At 74.9% G+C, this 17,680-nt stretch carries 14 protein-coding genes; 1 reads left to right on the top strand and 13 read right to left on the bottom strand.

Features of this window, described 5'->3' with window-relative positions; genetic code table 11:
• Positions 1–3: 3 nt before the first annotated feature.
• The 11 genes from SYYSPA8_RS19215 to fmt form a co-directional block, all read right to left on the bottom strand.
• Positions 4–459, bottom strand: a complete 456-nt coding sequence (locus tag SYYSPA8_RS19215) for an Lrp/AsnC family transcriptional regulator (RefSeq protein ID WP_323448441.1) — start codon at positions 457–459, stop codon at positions 4–6.
• Between the two features lie 175 nt (positions 460–634).
• The gene (locus tag SYYSPA8_RS19210; protein ID WP_407706029.1) at positions 635–1,504 is read right to left on the bottom strand and encodes an RNA polymerase sigma factor SigF; all 870 of its coding nucleotides are present in this window, start codon (positions 1,502–1,504) and stop codon (positions 635–637) included.
• 217 nt (positions 1,505–1,721) lie between these two features.
• A complete protein-coding gene (locus tag SYYSPA8_RS19205; RefSeq protein ID WP_323448440.1) occupies positions 1,722–3,167 on the bottom strand; it encodes a GuaB1 family IMP dehydrogenase-related protein in 1,446 nt (481 codons plus the stop codon).
• 132 nt (positions 3,168–3,299) lie between these two features.
• On the bottom strand, positions 3,300–4,094 hold the full coding sequence (locus tag SYYSPA8_RS19200) for an oxygenase MpaB family protein (RefSeq protein WP_323448439.1): 795 nt from the start codon (positions 4,092–4,094) through the stop codon (positions 3,300–3,302).
• A gap of 81 nt (positions 4,095–4,175) precedes the next feature.
• Positions 4,176–5,396: an MAB_1171c family putative transporter gene (locus SYYSPA8_RS19195; RefSeq protein WP_323448438.1), complete on the bottom strand. Its 1,221-nt coding sequence runs from the start codon at positions 5,394–5,396 to the stop codon at positions 4,176–4,178.
• On the bottom strand, positions 5,389–5,895 hold the full coding sequence (locus SYYSPA8_RS19190; RefSeq protein WP_323448437.1) for a hypothetical protein: 507 nt from the start codon (positions 5,893–5,895) through the stop codon (positions 5,389–5,391). Before SYYSPA8_RS19190 ends, SYYSPA8_RS19195 begins: the two co-directional genes overlap by 8 nt.
• A gap of 62 nt (positions 5,896–5,957) precedes the next feature.
• Positions 5,958–6,689 (bottom strand): helix-turn-helix transcriptional regulator, encoded by a 732-nt coding sequence (locus tag SYYSPA8_RS19185; protein WP_323448436.1) that lies wholly within the window; start codon positions 6,687–6,689, stop codon positions 5,958–5,960.
• A 628-nt stretch (positions 6,690–7,317) separates the two neighbouring features.
• Positions 7,318–8,352: a sugar-binding transcriptional regulator gene (locus SYYSPA8_RS19180; protein ID WP_323448518.1), complete on the bottom strand. Its 1,035-nt coding sequence runs from the start codon at positions 8,350–8,352 to the stop codon at positions 7,318–7,320.
• Positions 8,353–8,459: 107 nt separating this feature from the next.
• Entirely contained in the window at positions 8,460–9,134 is a 675-nt protein-coding gene (gene rpe, locus SYYSPA8_RS19175; RefSeq protein ID WP_323448435.1) for a ribulose-phosphate 3-epimerase, read from the bottom strand.
• A gap of 129 nt (positions 9,135–9,263) precedes the next feature.
• Positions 9,264–10,709 (bottom strand): RsmB/NOP family class I SAM-dependent RNA methyltransferase, encoded by a 1,446-nt coding sequence (locus tag SYYSPA8_RS19170; RefSeq protein ID WP_323448434.1) that lies wholly within the window; start codon positions 10,707–10,709, stop codon positions 9,264–9,266.
• 145 nt (positions 10,710–10,854) lie between these two features.
• Positions 10,855–11,808, bottom strand: coding sequence for a methionyl-tRNA formyltransferase (gene fmt, locus SYYSPA8_RS19165; RefSeq protein ID WP_323448433.1), 954 nt, complete (start codon positions 11,806–11,808; stop codon positions 10,855–10,857).
• A gap of 594 nt (positions 11,809–12,402) precedes the next feature.
• Here fmt and SYYSPA8_RS19160 point away from each other — a divergent pair.
• A complete protein-coding gene (locus SYYSPA8_RS19160) occupies positions 12,403–12,936 on the top strand; it encodes a hypothetical protein (protein WP_323448432.1) in 534 nt (177 codons plus the stop codon).
• A 940-nt stretch (positions 12,937–13,876) separates the two neighbouring features.
• Here the strand turns inward: SYYSPA8_RS19160 and SYYSPA8_RS19155 are convergent.
• On the bottom strand, positions 13,877–16,027 hold the full coding sequence (locus SYYSPA8_RS19155; RefSeq protein WP_323448431.1) for a primosomal protein N': 2,151 nt from the start codon (positions 16,025–16,027) through the stop codon (positions 13,877–13,879).
• 340 nt (positions 16,028–16,367) lie between these two features.
• Positions 16,368–17,591 (bottom strand): methionine adenosyltransferase, encoded by a 1,224-nt coding sequence (gene metK, locus SYYSPA8_RS19150; RefSeq protein WP_323448430.1) that lies wholly within the window; start codon positions 17,589–17,591, stop codon positions 16,368–16,370.
• Between the last annotated feature and the right edge of the window lie 89 nt (positions 17,592–17,680).

The raw sequence follows: 17,680 nt of genomic DNA, 5'->3' as shown, positions 1-17,680 counted from the left end.
GGGTCAGGCGGGCGAGCCCGAGGAGAAGCGGCGCAGCAGCGGCGAGAGCACCAGGACGGACTTGGTGCGCTCCACGAAGGGTTCGCCCGCGATCCGCTCCAGGACGCGTTCGAAGTGGCGCATGTCGGAGGCGAAGACCTGGAGGATGGCGTCGGCCTCGCCGGTGACGGTGGAGGCCGACGCGATCTCCGGGTAGCGCTTGAGGCCGCGTTCGATCGCCTCGGGCGAGGTGTTGCTGCGGCAGTACAGCTCGATGAACCCCTCGGTCTCCCAGCCCAGCGCCGCCGGGTCCACCCGGACCGTGAAGCCGGTGATGGCGCCGGCCGCGCGCAGCCGGTCCACCCGGCGCTTCACGGCCGGGGCGGAGAGGCCGACCAGGGAGCCGATGTCGGCGAAGGAGCGGCGGGCGTCCTCCGCGAGGGCGTGGACGATGCGTTCGTCGAGGTCGTTCAGTCGCACTACGGACGGATCACTTCTCTGCGGCGGCCGGGGCCGGGGGACGGGAGCGGCCGCTGGGCCGCCACCGCAGTAGACCACGAGCGCGGCCCCGCGCCGGTGCACCGGGTCCACGGGGGTGAACCGGTGCACCGGCGCGGGGCCGGAGCGGGGGCCCGGGGCCGGAGCCGGACCGGGGTCATTCGACGGCGAGCAGCCCCTCGCGCAGCCGGGTGGTGATCCGCGACAGCAGCCGGGACACATGCATCTGGGAGACGCCCAGTTCGGCGCCGATCTCGGACTGGGTCAGCTCGTCGCCGAAGCGCATCCGCAGGATCCGGCGGTCCCGGTCGTCCAGTTCCTCGATGAGCGGCTTGAGCGCCTGGACGTTCTCGGCGATCTCCAGATCGGCGTCGGGGGCGCCGAGGCGGTCGGAGAGCGGGGCGGCGCCGTGGTCGGAGGAGTCCTCCATCGGCATGTCGATCGAGCCGGCGGTGTAGCCGTTGCTGGCGACGACGCCCTCGATGACTTCCTGCTCGTCGAGGTCGAGATAGGCGGCCAGCTCGCGGGTGGTGGGCGAGCGGTCCAGCCGCTGGGAGAGTTCGTCGGTGGCCTTCGCGAGGTCGATCCGCAGCTCCTGGAGCCTGCGGGGCACATGGACGGCCCAGCTGGTGTCCCGGAAGAACCGCTTGATCTCACCGACGATGTACGGGACGGCGAAGGTCGCGAACTCGACCTCGCGGCTCAGTTCGAACCGGTCGATCGCCTTGATCAGGCCGATGGTGCCGACCTGGATGATGTCCTCCATCTGCTCGGCCCGGTTGCGGAACCGGCCGGCGGCGTACTTCACCAGGGCGAGATTCAGTTCGATGAGGGTGTTGCGGACGTACTGGTGGTCGGGCGTCCCCTCCTCCAGCACGGCGAGCCGGTCGAAGAAGACTCTGGAGATCTCGCGTGCGTCCCGGGGTGCCACCTGGCCGGGGTCGATCACCTCCGGAAGATCGAGTTCCGGGCTCGGGCACCGTGTTCCCTCGATGAGTTCGGTCGTGACCTGGCTCGCCGTGGACACTTCGTCCTCCCCTGCTCCGTGGTCAGTGCAGAGAGGCGCCTACCCTGAAGCACTCCTTCCATTCCCCTGGATTTTCTGCGGATCCTCGATCGGGCCAGAAAGAGGCCGCAAAAATATGGCAAAGGGACAATAAAGAAGGCGGGGAGGGCCCCGGGCCGGGAAACACGTCCGGCCCCACCGGGGCGGCGGGGCCGGACAGGGCAGGCGGTCGCGGGGGTCAGTTCCAGCTGGCGTGCAACGGCTTGCCCTCGGCATACCCGGCGGCGCTCTGGACGCCGACGACGGCCCGCTCGGCGAACTCGGCCAGCGAACCGGCACCCGCGTAGGTGCAGGAGGAGCGGACACCCGCGATGATCGAGTCGATCAGGTCCTCGACACCCGGACGGGCCGGGTCGAGGAACATGCGGGAGGTGGAGATGCCCTCCTCGAACAGCGCCTTGCGGGCGCGGTCGTACGCCGACTCCTCGCTGGTGCGGTTGCGCACGGCGCGCGCCGACGCCATGCCGAAGGACTCCTTGTAGAGCCGGCCGTCGGCGGCCTGCTGGAGGTCGCCCGGGGACTCGTACGTCCCGGCGAACCAGGAGCCGACCATCACGTTCGACGCGCCGGCGGCCAGCGCCATGGCGACGTCGCGCGGGTGGCGGACCCCGCCGTCGGCCCAGACGTGCTTGCCGTACTTCTTCGCCTCGGCGGCGCACTCCAGGACGGCGGAGAACTGCGGCCGGCCGACACCGGTCATCATGCGGGTGGTGCACATGGCGCCGGGGCCCACACCGACCTTGATGATGTCCGCGCCGGCCTCGATCAGATCGCGCACGCCCTCGGCGGCGACGATGTTGCCCGCGACGATCGGGACCTTCGGGTCGAGGCCGCGGACCGCGCGGACCGCGGCGATCATCGACTCCTGGTGGCCGTGGGCGGTGTCCACCACGAGGGTGTCCACACCGGCTTCGAGGAGCTGCTTGGCCTTGCCCGCCACATCGCCGTTGATGCCGACGGCGGCCGCGACGCGCAGGCGCCCCTGGTCGTCCACGGCGGGGGTGTAGAGGGTGGCGCGCAGGGCGCCCTTGCGGGTGAGGATGCCGACGAGGCGGCCGTCCGCGTCCACGGCGGGGGCGTAGCGGCGGTTGGCGTGGTCGAGCCGGTTGAAGGCGTCGCGGGGGTCGATGTCCGCGTCCAGGATCAGCAGCTCGTCGCCGGACATGACCTCGGCGAGCTGGGTGAAGCGGTCCACCCCGGTGAGGTCGGCGTCGGTGACCACGCCGATGGGGCGGTGGTCGGCGTCCACGACCACGCCGGCCTCGTGGGCGCGCTTCGGGAGCAGCGCCAGGGCGTCGGCGACGGTCTGGTGCGGGGCGAGCACGATGGGGGTGTCGAGCACCAGATGGCGGGTCTTGACCCAGGAGACGACGTCGGCGACGACCTCGATGGGGATGTCCTGGGGGATGACGACCAGGCCGCCGCGGCGGGCGACGGTCTCGGCCATCCGGCGGCCGGCGATGGCGGTCATGTTGGCGACGACCAGCGGAATGGTGGTGCCGGTGCCATCGGGGGACGAGAGGTCCACACCCTGGCGGGAGCCGACCGCCGAGCGGCTGGGGACCATGAACACATCGTCGTAGGTCAGGTCGTACGGCGGCTGCTGATCATTGAGGAAACGCACGTGCTGAACATCCCAGTCGATTGGAGTTGGCCCCGGCAGGTGTGCCGTGCCGGGGAAAACGCACGTACTTCATTCTCCCATGGCCCCCTGTCCGAATGGGGTGGGAGAAAGCTCCAGTGCGGTGGGGGGCGATCAAGCGGATCCTCCAAATCCGCCGGTTCCGGACACGGACGCGGACGCGGGTACGGGGCCGGGTGCGGCGGGGCGGTCGCGGGCCAGATGGCGGCGGAGCAGCGCGGTGGTCGCCCGGCGCAGGGGGGCCGGGCGCCGGGGTATGCCGAGGGCCCCCATGGCGGGGTCCATCAGGCATTCGGCGACGAAGGGGCCGAGCCCGGCGACGGGTGGGGGCAGCCGGCGGGCGAAGACGGAGCGGGCGGAGCGCCACAGGGCCCGGCCCTCGGGGGTGGAGCGGAAGAAGCGTTCCTCGTAGGCGTCGGTGAAGGCGGCGAGGCCGTCGTGGCTCCCGGGGACGCCGGTGACGCCGAGGCGGTCGCCGAGGGCGGCGTAGAAGGTGTGGGCGGCGTCCCGTTCGGCGGCGGTGGCGGGGCGGGGGCCGCAGCGGTCCAGGAACCGCAGCGGATGGACGCAGAACAGGCCCAGGACGTAGACGAAGGCGTCGTCGCCGACCGGGAGGCCGTGGTGGACCCGGCGCAGCCGCTCGACGCTCTCGCGGGCGCCGGGGTCGTCGAAGCCGGTCGCGAGGATCCGGAAGAGGGGCAGGCCGGTGGCCTTGGCGCGGGCGAGCGGGTCGCCGGCGATGGCGCCGGAGCGGGCGAGGACGGCGGCTATCCCGGGGATCGCGAAGCAGCGGTAGAAGGCGAGGTTGAGGCCGAATCTGAGGGTCCTGGGGTGGGTGTGGACCAGATCGCGGTAGGCGGTCCAGGGGCGCTCGGCGGAGGGGGCGCGGGGGGTGTCCGGTTCGTGCACGGCTGAGGGCTGCCTTCGGATCGGGGTACGGGCGGATCGGGTACGGGGCCGGAACGGGCCGGGGTGGGTCGGGTCGGTCCGTCAGCCGGGCCGCCCCGCGGCTTCCCGTACCGCCGGGTGGTCCAGGTGCCGGGCGATCCGCACCAGGTGGTCGCGTTCCACGCGGGCGTCGGCGTCGGTCGCGAGCAGCCCGGGGCCGGCGGGGCCCGGGGGCCGGGCGGCGCGGGCCCCGCCGGTCCGGGCCCGGTCCGCCGCCGCGAGCAGCCCGGCCGCGTCCTGCGCGGCCCGCAGATCGGCGCCGGAGAGCCGGTGGCGCTCCGCCCCACCGGCGACGGCCGCCGCCTCGGCCGGGGAGAGGTAGGGGTGCAGCGAGCGCTGGGCGTCGGTGATCTCGATGATCCGGCGGGTGAGCAGGAAGCCGGTGCTGCCCAGGGCGACGCGTCCCAGCAGCGGCCCGGCGGGGGCCAGCACCTGCCGGGGCGCGTGGTCGCGGACGATCGCCCGCCACAGCGGCGCGAGCTGCCGGTAGTCCCTGCGGTCGGTGAGCCATTTGGCGAGGACGGGGTAGCAGAAGCCGGCCACGATCACCTGGGCGCCGAGCGCGGACGCCATCGGCCCGACGACGTTGCTCAGCACGTCGACGCGGTAGGCGCCGGTGGCCGCGCCGAGGATGGCGATCACCTTGGTGATCCCGTAGGTGGAGCAGATCAGGGTGCCGGTGGTGACGCAGAGCAGCCCGCGCCGCACCCGCCCCTCGTGCGGGCCGACCCGGCGCAGATGGCCCCGGCAGACGGCGGCGACGGAGAGGCAGGCGGTGAACCAGCCGGTCTGGTAGAGCAGCAGGAAGACGAGCAGGACGGGGTCGCCGGCCTGGTCGACGTCGAAGGTGAGCGGGGTCTCGGGGCCCTCGGGGCGGCCGAGCAGGAAGAGGAGCACGAGCAGGGCGGCGAGCAGGGTGTGCCGGACGATCGGCCCCCGGATGCGGGGCCGCTCCCGATCAGCCCCCGCGTGCTCGGTCGGTGTCCACATCAGGGCCATGGCCTGGGCGAGCCCGCCGTAGATCACGACGGAGGTGTAGACGAGGAGGGTGCCGAGGTTGGGGACGCCGGTGGTCTCCCCCACGGCGCGGTAGACGGTCGGGGCGCCGAAGGCGAACGCGGTGGCGCCCCAGAAGACGGCGACGGTGGTGAGCGCCAGCGGGGCGGACGCCGCCACCCGCAGCCGGACCAGCCGCACCACGACCATGACGGAGGCGGCGGCGCTGACCGTGAGGTAGACGAGGTCGTAGGCGTCCTCAGACACCGGTGCTCCCCAGCTCGAAGGAGGCCGAGAGGGCCGTGTTGGTCCGCCGGGACAGATCGAGGCACTGGAGCAGGACGGTGCCGATGACCTCGGCCTCCAGCTCCGCCTCCTCGTCGTAGGCGTCCCGGCCGAGCACCAGCCGGACGATGTCGGGGCTCACGGTGGAGAACAGGGCCTCGGCGACGTCGTCGTCAATCGTGTCGTGGTCGGCGGGGCGGTGGCCCCGGTGGAGATGGATCAGCTCGTGGCAGACGACCTGGTACTGGAGCAGGGGGCCCGCGTGGGCGTCGACGAAGATGTAGTCGGTGGTGTCGGACTGGGCGCAGTAGCCGGAGACCCGCAGCTCCAGGGGTTCGACCACGAGCCGGATGGGGCGGCCCCTGCGGGCCGCGACCGCGTCGACGGCCTCCTGGAGCGAGGGCGCCTCGGGCAGGGACAGCTCGGTCCTGATGCGACGCGCCCACCGCCAGCGCATCCACCACAGGGCCAGGGAACGCATGTCGTCACCTTCCGGGAGATGCCATCGGCACAGGACGGGCCGCGGGGGTAAGGCGCCGGGGGTCACGCACCGCCGCCGGGGGCCGCGTCGCGCCGGGTCCCGCCGTCCGGGTCCGCCGGGTCCGTCTCCTGGGCGGCGGGGGCGGCGGGGGCGGCGGGGGCGGCGGGGGCGGCGGGGGCGGCGGGGGCGGCGGATGCCTCGTACCGGTCCACGAGCCGGCCGACGACGCTGCGCACCCGCCGGTCGGCCATGGCCCGCAGCAGCCGCAGATTGGCGGTGGCCTGGACGACATGGGGGTCGTCGTCGGGGAGGACGAGGAAGTCCCGGCTGTGTCCGAAGCAGGCGGCGACGGCGCTGAGCGGCGCGGCGCTGAAGTACCCCACGTCGACGCCGAAGAAGTCGGCGTACTTCTGGGCGAGGACGATCGAGGGGTTGTTCTTCCCGTTGCGGAGGTTGCCGACGTGCTGCTTGTTGCTCTTGAGGGCCTCGGCGACCTCGGTCTGCGTCACCCGCTTCCCGGTGCGGGGGGAGAGCCGGGTGCGGAAGAGGCACTCCAGCCGCTGGGCGAACAGCCGCTCCCGCCGTCGCTCGTCGATCGCCGGATCCACCTCGGGCGGCGCCAGGGTGCCCGCCCGCAGGCCCTCCACGTACGCCGGATCGACCCCGGCGCGGTCGGCGACCTCGGCGCTGGTCCACGGGCGCTTCAGGGCGGCGGGTCTGATCACCGCGAAGAGCAGGTTCAGCCGGGCCGCCACGCGCTGCGGCAGCTCCGCCGCGGCGGGGAGTTCGGTCATGGCCAGGGCCTCCGTATCGCGGTACCGCCGGGTGGGGGGCCTCGGTCCGGCGGTCGCCTCCCCGCGCGCAAGCACCCGACGGCAGCAGTATGCGGACGCACCCCCGGAGGGTCAAGAAAAGCTGACTCACCGTCATGATCCTGTACCCGGAGTGTGGTTGCCGCCCGTATGGGACCCTGGCGGGCAGGGTAAAGAATTGTTGACCCATCGGGGAAAGGGGGCTCCCGCAGCAGCGAGACAGGTCTCTGTGCACGGGGTGCCGTATGTCCGGTACGCGATGGACGGCTTGGGGTCCGGAGCGCGGGGCATTGTTCGCCGGCTCGCGCAGAGGGGCGAAGGACACCACCGCGTTGTGAGGTCGGTCCCATGTCACATCACCGAGCCGCCGGACGGGGGCGGGCGCAGGACACCCGCGGCCCCCGGCACACAGACGTCCGCAGCGGGGGGCGGCCGGCCCCCGGAGTCGCAGGCGCCTGCCGCCTGGGTTCCTGGGACCCGGGCTGAGCGCCCGCGGTCCCCGCGGACGAAGGACGCGGGCCCCCGGGAGTGCCGGGGGCCCGCGTCCTTCGTTCGTGCGTACGACGGACACCCGCCGCGGGTTCGTCGTACGGCGGAGGCCCGCCGGGGGTCAGTCGTCCGGGTCGGCCCGGTCCAGGGCCGGACGCGGCGCCGGCGGCCCCGCGAGCAGCTGGTCGGCGGCGGCCGTGTCCGTCACCAGGCTGGTGACCAGACCGGAGCGGAGGACCGCCCCGATGGCGTCCGCCTTGCGCTGACCGCCCGCGATCGCCACGACCTCGGGGATCCGGCGCAGCCGGTCCGCCTCGACCGTGATGCACCGCTCCCCCAGGTCCCGGCCGACCCGCCGGCCGTCCCGGTCGAAGAGGTGCGCCGACATCTCGGCGGCGACGCCGTAGGAGGCGTAGCGGGCCCGCTCCTCCTCGCTGAGCATGTCGTGGACCGTCGAGATCCCCGGCTCCCAGGAGCCGATGGAGACCGCCGCGACGGTGACCTTGTCGAAGTAGTCGAAGGCGCGGGCGATGCCCGTCTGATGGCGCAGCGCCGTCGCCGTCGCCGCGTCGGGCAGCAGCATCGGCGCGTAGATGGGGTGGGCGTCGCCGCCGGAGACCTGCGCGGCCCGCCGCACGGCCTCCACCGAGCCGCGCTCGGCGGTCCCCGCGTCGTACACCCCGGTGAGCTGGACGACCGTGCACTGCGGCAGCCGGTCGAGCGCGGCGGCCATGTGGATCGTGGACCGGCCCCAGGCCAGCCCCAGCACATCGCCCTCGGCCACCAGCTCGCCGAGCAGATCGGCGGCCACCTCGCCCAGGTTCTCCGGGTCGGGGGACTCCTCGGCCGCCTCCGCCGGGGATTCCACCACCACCGCGTGGCGCAGCCCGAAGTGGGCACGCAGCGCGTCGGAGCGCTCCGCGTCCAACTCGGCCGGGACGCGGATCTCGATCCGTACGAGATCCCGTTCCAGCGCGGTCTCCAGGACGCGCGCGACCTTGAAGCGGCTGACTCCGAACTCCTCCGCGATCTGGATCTTGGATTTGCCCTCTAGATAGAAGCGGCGGGCCATGGCCGCCGCCTGCACCAGCTCCGCGGGTCCCATCCGCGCAGCTGACCGGCCCGTCGACACCGCGATCTCCTCACTGCTGTACACACACTCCGGACCCGTCATCCTGTCAGATCCGACCGTTGTTGATCAGCCCGAATGGGCCGAGTCCGCTGGGTTGTTCCCATCCGGGGCGCTCCCGCCCCGGCCGCGCCTCAGTGGTGGCAGGCCCCGTACACCGCGCCGGCCTTCTCGCGCAGCGCGCGGACCGCCGCGGCCGGGTCATCCGCCCCGTACACCGCCGAGCCGGCCACGAAGACGTCCGCGCCCGCCTCGGCGCACCGCTCGATCGTGCTCTCCGAGACCCCGCCGTCGACCTGGAGCCACAGCTCCAGACCGTGCTTGGAGATCAGCTCCCGGGTGCGGCGGATCTTGGGGAGCATGATGTCCAGGAACGCCTGGCCGCCGAAGCCGGGCTCGACCGTCATGATCAGCAGCATGTCCAGCTCGGGCAGCAGATCCTCGTACGGCTCGATCGGCGTGGCGGGCTTGAGCGCCATGGAGGCACGGGCCCCCTGGGCGCGGATCTCCCGGGCCAGCCGCACCGGGGCCGCCGCCGCCTCCACGTGGAAGGTCACGGAACCGGCGCCCGCCTCGACGAACCGGGGGGCCCAGCGGTCGGGGTCGGCGATCATCAGATGGCAGTCCAGCGGGGTGTCCGTCGCCCGGCTCAGGGACTCCACCACCGGCACACCGAGGGTCAGATTGGGCACGAAGTGGTTGTCCATGACGTCGACGTGGAGCCAGTCCGCGCCTTCGACGGCCTTGGCCTCGTCCGCCAGACGGGCGAAGTCGGCGGAGAGGATGCTCGGATTGATCTGTACGGCCATGGCCCCAAGCCTGCCATGCTCCGGGGCGGTTCCCTCCCCCGGACGGCCATCGGTTCCGGGCCGGGGACGACGACGGGGGTTACATCACGGACATAACCGTAGATTTCCCCCGCCGTCGGCTCCCCGGCGTCAGGCGGTCCGGCGCAGCAGCGCCAGATACATGGCGTCCGTGCCGTGGAGATGGGGCCAGAGCTGGATGTCGGGCCCCTCGCCCAGGGCCGGGACGCCGGGCAGCAGCGGCCGGGCGTCCACCCACTCGGCCTCGGCCTTCTCGCCGCCCCGGCCGCGCAGCACGTCGTCCACGACGGCCCGGGTCTCGGCGGGGTGGGGCGAGCAGGTCGCGTACCCCACCACTCCCCCGACCCGGACGGCCTTCAGGGCCTCGCGCAGCAGCGAACGCTGGAGCGGGGCGAAGTTGTCCAGGTCCGCCGGGCGGCGGCGCCAGCGGGCCTCCGGGCGGCGGCGGAGCGCGCCGAGACCGGTGCAGGGCACGTCCATCAGGACCCGGTCGAAGCTGCCGGGCCGCCACGGCGGGCGGGTGCCGTCGGCGGTGACGACCTGGTACGGGCCCGGGTTGCCCGCGAGCGCCCGCGCCACCAGGCCGGCCCGGTGCGGCTGCTTCTCGGCCGCCAGCAGGGCGGCACCGCGGCCGGCGGCCAGCGCGGCCAGCAGGGCCGCCTTGCCGCCGGGGCCGGCGCAGCCGTCGAGCCAGCGGGCGTCGGAGCCGTCCAGCGGGGCGTTCGCCAGCGCGAGCGCGACCAGCTGGCTGCCCTCGTCCTGGACCCCGGCCCGGCCCTCGCGCACCGCGTCCAGGGCACCCGGCTCACCGCCCTCGGCGAGCCGGACGGCGTACGGGGACCAGCGGCCCGGCAGCGCCGAGTCCTCGCCGACCGCCGCCAGCAGCTCGTCCGGGGTGGAGCGGCCGGGGCGGGCCACGAGCGTCACCTCGGGACGCTCGTTGTCCGCCTCCAGCAGGTCCTCGATCCCGGCCCGGCCGCCGCCGAGGGCGTCCCAGAGCGCGGAGACGATCCACCGGGGGTGGGAGTGGACGATCGCGAGATGGTCCTCGGCGTCCTTCTCGTACGGCGGGGCGACCCGCGCGACCCAGGTGTCGAAGTCGTCCCGGGCGATCCGGCGGAGCACCGCGTTGACGAACTTGGCCCGGCCGTCGCCGAGGACCACCCGGGCCAGCTCCACGGTCGCGGAGACCGCGGCGTGGCTGGGGATGCGGGTGCCGAGCAGCTGGTGGGCGCCGAGCGCGAGCACATCGAGGACGGGCGGGTCGACCTCGCGCAGCGGGCGGTCGACGCAGGCGGCGATGATCGCGTCGTACGTGCCCTGGCGGCGCAGGGTGCCGTAGACCAGCTCGGTGGCGAGGGCGGCGTCCCGGGTGTCGAAGTCACCGGCCTCGCGGGCCTTCCGCAGCAGCGGGGGGAGGACGAGATTCGCGTACGCGTCCCGCTCGTCGACGGCCCGCAGCGCCTCGAAGGCGAGGATCCGCACGGGGTCCTTCTTCGGGCGGCGGTGGGGCTTGGGGGCGCGGCGCGGCGGGCCGCCGCGTGCCTGGTCGTTCAAAGGTGCTCCGCGTGTCAAAAGGGTCCGAACCCTGCAAGGGTAGTCCCTGCGCGCGGGGCGGGCGCCCGGGGCCGGGCCCGCCCCGGACGGGGACGGGACCGGCGTCAGCGGTACGGGGCAGGCGGCCCGGGTCAGGCGGTCCGGGTCAGGCGGTCCGGGAGCCGTCCGGGTCGCCCAGGCGCTCCCCGGGGGCGATCCGCACCCCGCGCGCCCAGTCGGCGGCCTTCATCGGCTTCTTGCCCTGCGGCTGGACCCACAGCAGCTCGACGGCGTGCGAACCGGTGCCCGCGTGGACGTCGTTCTTGCCCGCGGCGAGCGCGCCGGGCGCGAGGTCGGCGCGCTCGGGGACCGGGCGGACGGAGACCAGCTTCAGCCGCTCGCCCCGGAACTCGGTCCAGGCGCCGGGCGCCGGGGTGCAGCCGCGTACCACCCGGTCGACCCGGAGCGCGGGGGCGCTCCAGTCGACCCGGGCGTCCTCGACGGTGAGCTTGGGGGCGAGCGAGACGCCGTCGGCGGGCTGCTCCACGGCGGTCAGGGTGCCGTCCTCGATGCCGTCCATGGTGGCCGCGAGCAGCCCGGCGCCCGCGAACGCGAGCCGGGTCAGCAGGTCGCCGCTGGTGTCGGTGGGGCGGACCCGCTCGGTGAGCACCCCGTAGACCGGGCCCGAGTCGAGCCCCTTCTCGATGAGGAAGGTGGACGCGCCGGTCATCTCGTCACCGGCGAGCACGGCGTGCTGCACGGGCGCGGCGCCGCGCCAGGCGGGCAGCAGCGAGAAGTGGAGGTTCACCCAGCCCCGGGCGGGCACGTCGAGGGCGACCTGCGGCAGCAGGGCGCCGTAGGCGACGACCGGGCAGCAGTCGGGGGCGATCTCGCGCAGCCGGGCGAGGAAGTCCTCATCGCGCGGCCGGGCGGGCTTCAGCACCTCGATACCGGCCTCCTCGGCACGCTGCGCGACGGGGCTGGCGACCAGCCGCCGGCCCCGCCCGGCGGGCGCGTCCGGCCGGGTGACGACGGCGGCCACCTCGTGCCGGCCGGAGGCGATCAGGGCGTCCAGGGCGGGTACGGCTACCTCGGGGGTGCCTGCGAAGACGAGCTTCATCGGTGCTGACTGCCTCTCGGGCCGCGGGGCGCGGCGTGGCCGGCGGGAATGGCGACGATCATCGGCCCACCAGTCTAGGGTCTTTCGTTTGGATCAGGCTGGGTGAGGGAGCGGGGTCTGGTGCATGGGGTCTCCCCAGGCCCGCCAGGGCCGTGGGGACGCATCGCAAGGCGGAGGATTGAGCCACTGCGGTGGGGGTACCTCCCGGGCCGCCAGGCCCAGGGGGCCATTGGTGATTGACGACAACGCGGCGTGGGGGTACCTCCCGGGCCGCAAGGCCCAGGGGGAGTGCGGTGCCAGGGCACGCGAGCCCCAGCAAGATCCAAACGAGAGGCCCTGGGGTGTCCCCTCCCGGTCCGCCGGGCCCGTGCCGCCCGCCGCCGTGAAGGGGGCGTACGGGTCGGCGGGGGTCCCGATGGGGGGCGTACGGGAGCCCGCGCGCCCTGCGTGTTCGCGCTTACGCCCCCGCAGCGTGACCAGATCGGCGGGTGGCGCGTTGGTCAAGAGAGATTGACCCGCAAGCGGGCCGCCCGGCGAGGATGCCGGACGCCAAGCGACCCGACCCCTTTCAACGCCGGTTCGAGAGGCTTCCCAATGGCCGACCACGCAACCCACGACGCCCAAGCCCGAGCAAGTCTGCACTTGTTGGTGCGGGACATCGAGCGGGTCCGCCGGCAGGTGGACGCACTGCGCACGCTCACCGCCCAGCTGGGCAATGTCTACCGCCCGCGCCGCTCCGGGCCCTCCACGGGCTTCGTCGTCTACGGCAGGGCTCCCGCCCCGACGGTCCGTCTCGCCCAGGAGCTGCGGGACAGTGTGGAGACGCTGGTGACGGCGGCGGTCGACTTCGACCGCTCGCTGGGCTTCTCCTGGGACGCGGTGGGCTCGGCGCTCGGGGTGACCAAACAGGCCGTGCACCGGCGGTACGGGGCCCGCAGGGCGACGCCCCAGTCGGTGACGGGCGACGAGCGGGCCCCGGAGCCCGCGGCCTCCCGCGCCCTGCCGGGCCCCGTGCTGCCCGCGTCGGTCCCGGCCGCGCGGACCATGCCGCCCCAGCACCTGATCGCCGGCCAGCCCCTGCGCGACGAGCCGCGCCCCGGTGCCTTCCCCGGCCCCCGCAACGGCTGACCGCTCCGGCCACCACCCGCGCCGCTGGTCGGCCGCCTCCGCCCCGTGGGCCCCGGACTCGCTCTCCCCCGGGGCCCACGGCCCTGTCCGCGTCCCGGCCCGCACGGCCGGTGACGGGTGCCTTCGGTCCGCGAGCGCGCCGGTACGGGCCCTTGGCCGGGGGCGGTGGATGCCCGCGAGTCGTCCACCGCCCGGAGCGCCCCGGAGCACTGCGGGGGGCGCGTGCGGCTCCCGCGTCACGTGGAGCCACTGGCCGCTCGTGATCCCCTCGGGTACCGGCCCAGCACCGGCACGGGGCACCAGCGACGCCCTCCCGGCCCGAGGAATCCCCCCTCCCGCGAGGGACACCGGACCGAAGGACCGCGGCGACCGTGCGGGCGATGGCCCGGCCACCGGGTCAGGGCGGCGTCGAAGCTCTCCCGGCCCCGGAACGCCCGTGCCGCGACAGACCGGCGGACCGCTGGACCGGTGCCGTGGCGCGGGAGCACCGGCCGGATACGCAGGGCCGACGGCCCCCTCCGGTCAGCCGATACCGAGCAGGTCGACGCGCACGCGGACCCGGGGACCCGGGAGGAGTTCCGCTACGGGCCGTGCGGGACACCCGGGCCGACGCGAGGGCCATCGCCAGGACCACGACAGACCGGCGAACCGGTCGACCGGGACCAACCGACCCGGGAGACCCCCGGCCTCCGGGCACCGCCGTGGCGCGGGAGCACCAGCCGGATCCCCAGGGCCGGCGGCCCCCTCCGGTCAGCCGATACCGAGCAGGTCGACCCGCTCGCGGACCCGGGGACCCGGGAGCAGTTCCGCCACGGGCCGTGCGGGACACCCGGGCCGACACGAGAGCCATCGCCAGGACCACGACAGACCGGTGGACCGGGATCAACCGCCCCGGCTCGGGAGCACCAGCCGGACCCCCAGGATCGACGGCCCCCTCCCGTCAGCCGATGTCCAGCGGGTCGACGCGCACGCGGACCTGGGGGGTGCCACTGCGGGCCGTGCGGGATGCCTGGGCCGATTTGAGGGCCGTCGCCAGGGCCGCGCCGCTGCCCGGGGGGACGCGGAGCAGGACCCGGTCCCAGATCTCGCCGACGGGCGGCTCGCCGGGGCGGCGCGGGCGGCCCGGCGGGGGCGTGGGGAGCCGTACCGGGCCCAGGATCTCCGCGTCCGACGGCAGCGCCACCGCCGCGACGAACGCGGACACCGCCTCGGCGGGCCCCGTCACCGACGCCATCCGGGACACCGGCGGGAACCGCAGCTCCGCGCGGTCCGCCAGCTCGCGCCGCGCGTGCCCCGCCGGGTCCCAGCGGACCAGGGCCTGGACCGGCCGCAGCGTCGGCTCGGCGACCACCACCACCGTGCCGCCCTCGCTCTGCGGCCGTACCAGCGCCGCCGCGTCCATCCAGCGCCGCAGTGCCTCCTCCCCGGCCCGCAGGTCGGGCCGGTTCAGCAGGGCCCACCCGTCGAGGAGCAGGGCCGCCGCGTAGCCGGGTCCTTCGGCGACGGGCTCGGCGCCCGGGGTGCTCACGACCAGCGCGGGCCGTCCGGGGACCGCGTCCAGCACATGGTCGCGTCCCGAGGTGCGCACGGGGACGGCCGGGAAGGCCCGGCCCAGTTCCTCGGCGGTGCGCTGGGCGCCCACGACCGTGGCCCGCAGCTTGACGCCGCCGCACTCGGGGCAGTGCCAGCCGCCCGGGTCGCGGCCGCACCAGCCGCAGACCAGTTCCCGTGCCCCGGCGGCCGCGAGCGGCCCCGCGCAGTGGCGGCAGCGGGCGGGGGCCCGGCAGCGCTCGCAGCTGAGCCGGGGCGCGTAGCCCCGCCGGGGCACCTGCACCAGGACGGGGCCCGTGCGCAGTCCGTCCCGTACGGCCTGCCAGGCCAGGCTGGGCAGCCGGGCCGCGCGGGCGGCCTCGTCCCGGGCGAGCTGTTCGTCGCCGACGGTACGGACCAGGGGCGCGACGGCGCGGACCTGGGCGCGGTCGGCGGTCAGCGGCAGCGCCCAGCCGCTCTCGACCAGCTGGGCGGCCTCCACCGTGCAGCCGAGGGAGCCGAGGAGGAAGCCGCAGCGCTCGTGGGTGGCCCGCAGCTCCAGGACTTCGCGGACATGGGGGAAGGGCGCGTTCTCGTCGCTGTGGCTGGCGTCGCCGTCGTCCCAGACCGCGACCAGTCCGAGGTCCTGGACGGGGGCGAACATCGCGGACCGGGTGCCGACGGCGGCCCGCACCGAGCCCCGGCGCACCGCGAGCCACTGCCGGTAGCGCTCCTCGGGGCCCGACTCGGCGGTCAGGAGGGCGTGCCGGCCCGGGCCGAGGAGGGCGGTGAGGGCGGCGTCCACCCGGGTGGCCCGCTTGCCGTCCGGGACGACGACGAGGGCGCCGCGCCCCGAGGCGAGGGTGGCGGCGACGGCGCGGGCCAGCTCGTCGGGCCAGTGCGGGCCCGGCAGCGCGGTCCACACCGCCCGGGGTGTGCCGCCGTCGGCGAGGGCCGTCAGGAAGGCGGGGCCCCTGCCGTACCGGGTCCAGGTCGCGGGCCCGGGGGCGGGGGGCGGCGGCAGCGGCTCGGGCGAGGGCCGGGACTCGGCGCGGCCGTTGCGCGGGGGCACGGCGAGCTGGAGCACGTCGGCGAGCGAGCCGGCGTAGCGGTCGGCGACGGCGCGGGCGAGCGCCAGTGTGCCGGGGCCGAGGACCGGCTCGGGCGAGACCACGTAGGCGAGGGCGGCCAGCGCGCCGCTGTAGTCGGAGGTGGCGCGGCGCTCCACGAGGAAGCCGTCGACGAGGCCGCCGCCCTCGCGCCGGCCGTCGCGGACGCGGTGGCGCCCGGCGCCGAAGCGGACCCGGACCCGGACCCCGGGCCGCGCGTCGGCGTCCAGCTCGGCGGGGACGGCGTAGTCGAAGTACTGGTCGAGGTGGAGCACGCCCTTGTTGACCACCACCCGGGCGACGGGCAGCTCGGGGGCGAGCGCGGCGCCCCGCCAGGTGCGCGGCTTGGCCCGGGGGGTCTTCGCCTTGCGCACGGTCTCGCGGATCAGCGCCAGCTGCTCGGGCCCCTCGCCCGACAGCCCGGCACCCGAAGGCCCCTCGCCCGCATGCACCTCGCCCGGGGGCTGCCCACCCGGGGCCGCGCCGGACGCGGGCCCATGCGACGGAGCCGCGCCGGACGCGGGTCCGTGCGACGGAGCCGTGTCACGCGAGGGCCCGCCGGGCGCGGGCTCCCCGCCCCGGGACCCCGCTCCGGAAGGCCCGGCTCCGGCGGGTGCCGGGCCCGGGGGCCTCCCGGCCCGGGACCTCCCGCCCGGGGGCTGCTCGCGCTGCTGGTCGTCGCTGCTCACAGCCCCATTCGTACCAGAGGGCACCGACAGTGCCCGCGGACGGCGACGGCCCCGGACACCCCGAGGAGGGGTGCCGGGGCCGCCGCCGTCGAAGCGGGGTGTCTCAGAGGCCCGCGGCCGCCTTCAGGGCGTCCACGCGGTCCGTGCGCTCCCAGGTGAAGTCGGGCAGCTCACGTCCGAAGTGACCGTACGCGGCGGTCTGGGCGTAGACCGGGCGCAGCAGGTCGAGGTCGCGGATGATCGCGGCGGGGCGGAGGTCGAAGACCTCGGCGATGGCCTGCTCGATCCGCTCGGTCTCGACGGTGGCGGTGCCGAAGGTCTCCACGAAGAGACCGACCGGCTCGGCCTTGCCGATGGCGTACGCGACCTGGACCTCGCAGCGGGCGGCGAGCCCGGCGGCGACGACGTTCTTGGCGACCCAGCGCATGGCGTAGGCGGCCGAGCGGTCGACCTTGGACGGGTCCTTGCCGGAGAAGGCGCCGCCGCCGTGGCGGGCCATGCCGCCGTAGGTGTCGATGATGATCTTGCGGCCGGTGAGGCCGGCGTCGCCCATCGGGCCGCCGATCTCGAAGCGGCCGGTCGGGTTCACCAGCAGCCGGTAGCCCTCGGTGTCCAGCTTGATGCCGTCCTCGACAAGCTCGCCCAGGACGTGCTCGACGACGAACTCGCGGATGTCGGGCGCGAGCAGCGAGTCCAGGTCGATGTCCGACGCGTGCTGCGAGGAGACGACGACGGTGTCGAGACGGACGGCCTTGTCGCCGTCGTACTCGATGGTGACCTGGGTCTTGCCGTCGGGGCGCAGGTAGGGGATGGTGCCGTTCTTGCGGACCTCGGTGAGCCGGCGGGAGAGCCGGTGGGCGAGGTGGATCGGCAGCGGCATCAGCTCGGGCGTCTCGTCGCAGGCGTAGCCGAACATCAGGCCCTGGTCGCCGGCGCCCTGCCGGTCCAGCTCGTCGCCCTCGCCGCCGTCCGCACCGCCCTCGACCCGGGATTCGTACGCCGTGTCCACACCCTGCGCGATGTCGGGCGACTGCGCGCCGATCGAGACCGAGACACCGCAGGAGGCGCCGTCGAAGCCCTTCTTCGACGAGTCGTAGCCGATCTCCAGGATCTTGTTCCGCACCAGCGTGGGAATGTCGGCGTAGGCCTTGGTGGTCACCTCGCCGGCCACGTGGACCAGGCCGGTGGTGATCAGGGTCTCCACGGCGACACGGGAGGTCGGGTCCTCCCGGAGCAGTGCGTCGAGAATGGTGTCGCTGATCTGGTCGGCGATCTTGTCGGGGTGACCTTCGGTCACGGACTCCGAGGTGAAGAGACGGCGGGACACATCGCTCCCTGGGGTTGCAGCGGCTGCTGGCTGATCATTGGCGGACCGGCAGGGGGCTGCGCCCCGCGACGTTCCAGGAGCCAGTTTAT

The organism is Streptomyces yaizuensis, from assembly GCF_034961445.1.
In the GTDB taxonomy this organism is placed as follows: domain Bacteria; phylum Actinomycetota; class Actinomycetes; order Streptomycetales; family Streptomycetaceae; genus Streptomyces; species Streptomyces yaizuensis.
This window is presented reverse-complemented; position numbering and strand designations above follow the sequence as displayed.

Coding starts and splice junctions, on each gene's coding strand:
- SYYSPA8_RS19190 (WP_323448437.1), bottom strand. CDS start 5,895: ATGCGTTCCCTGGCCCTGTGGTGGATGCGCTGGCGGTGGGCGCGTCGC.
- SYYSPA8_RS19185 (WP_323448436.1), bottom strand. CDS start 6,689: ATGACCGAACTCCCCGCCGCGGCGGAGCTGCCGCAGCGCGTGGCGGCC.
- rpe (WP_323448435.1), bottom strand. CDS start 9,134: ATGGCCGTACAGATCAATCCGAGCATCCTCTCCGCCGACTTCGCCCGT.
- fmt (WP_323448433.1), bottom strand. CDS start 11,808: ATGAAGCTCGTCTTCGCAGGCACCCCCGAGGTAGCCGTACCCGCCCTG.
- SYYSPA8_RS19160 (WP_323448432.1), top strand. CDS start 12,403: ATGGCCGACCACGCAACCCACGACGCCCAAGCCCGAGCAAGTCTGCAC.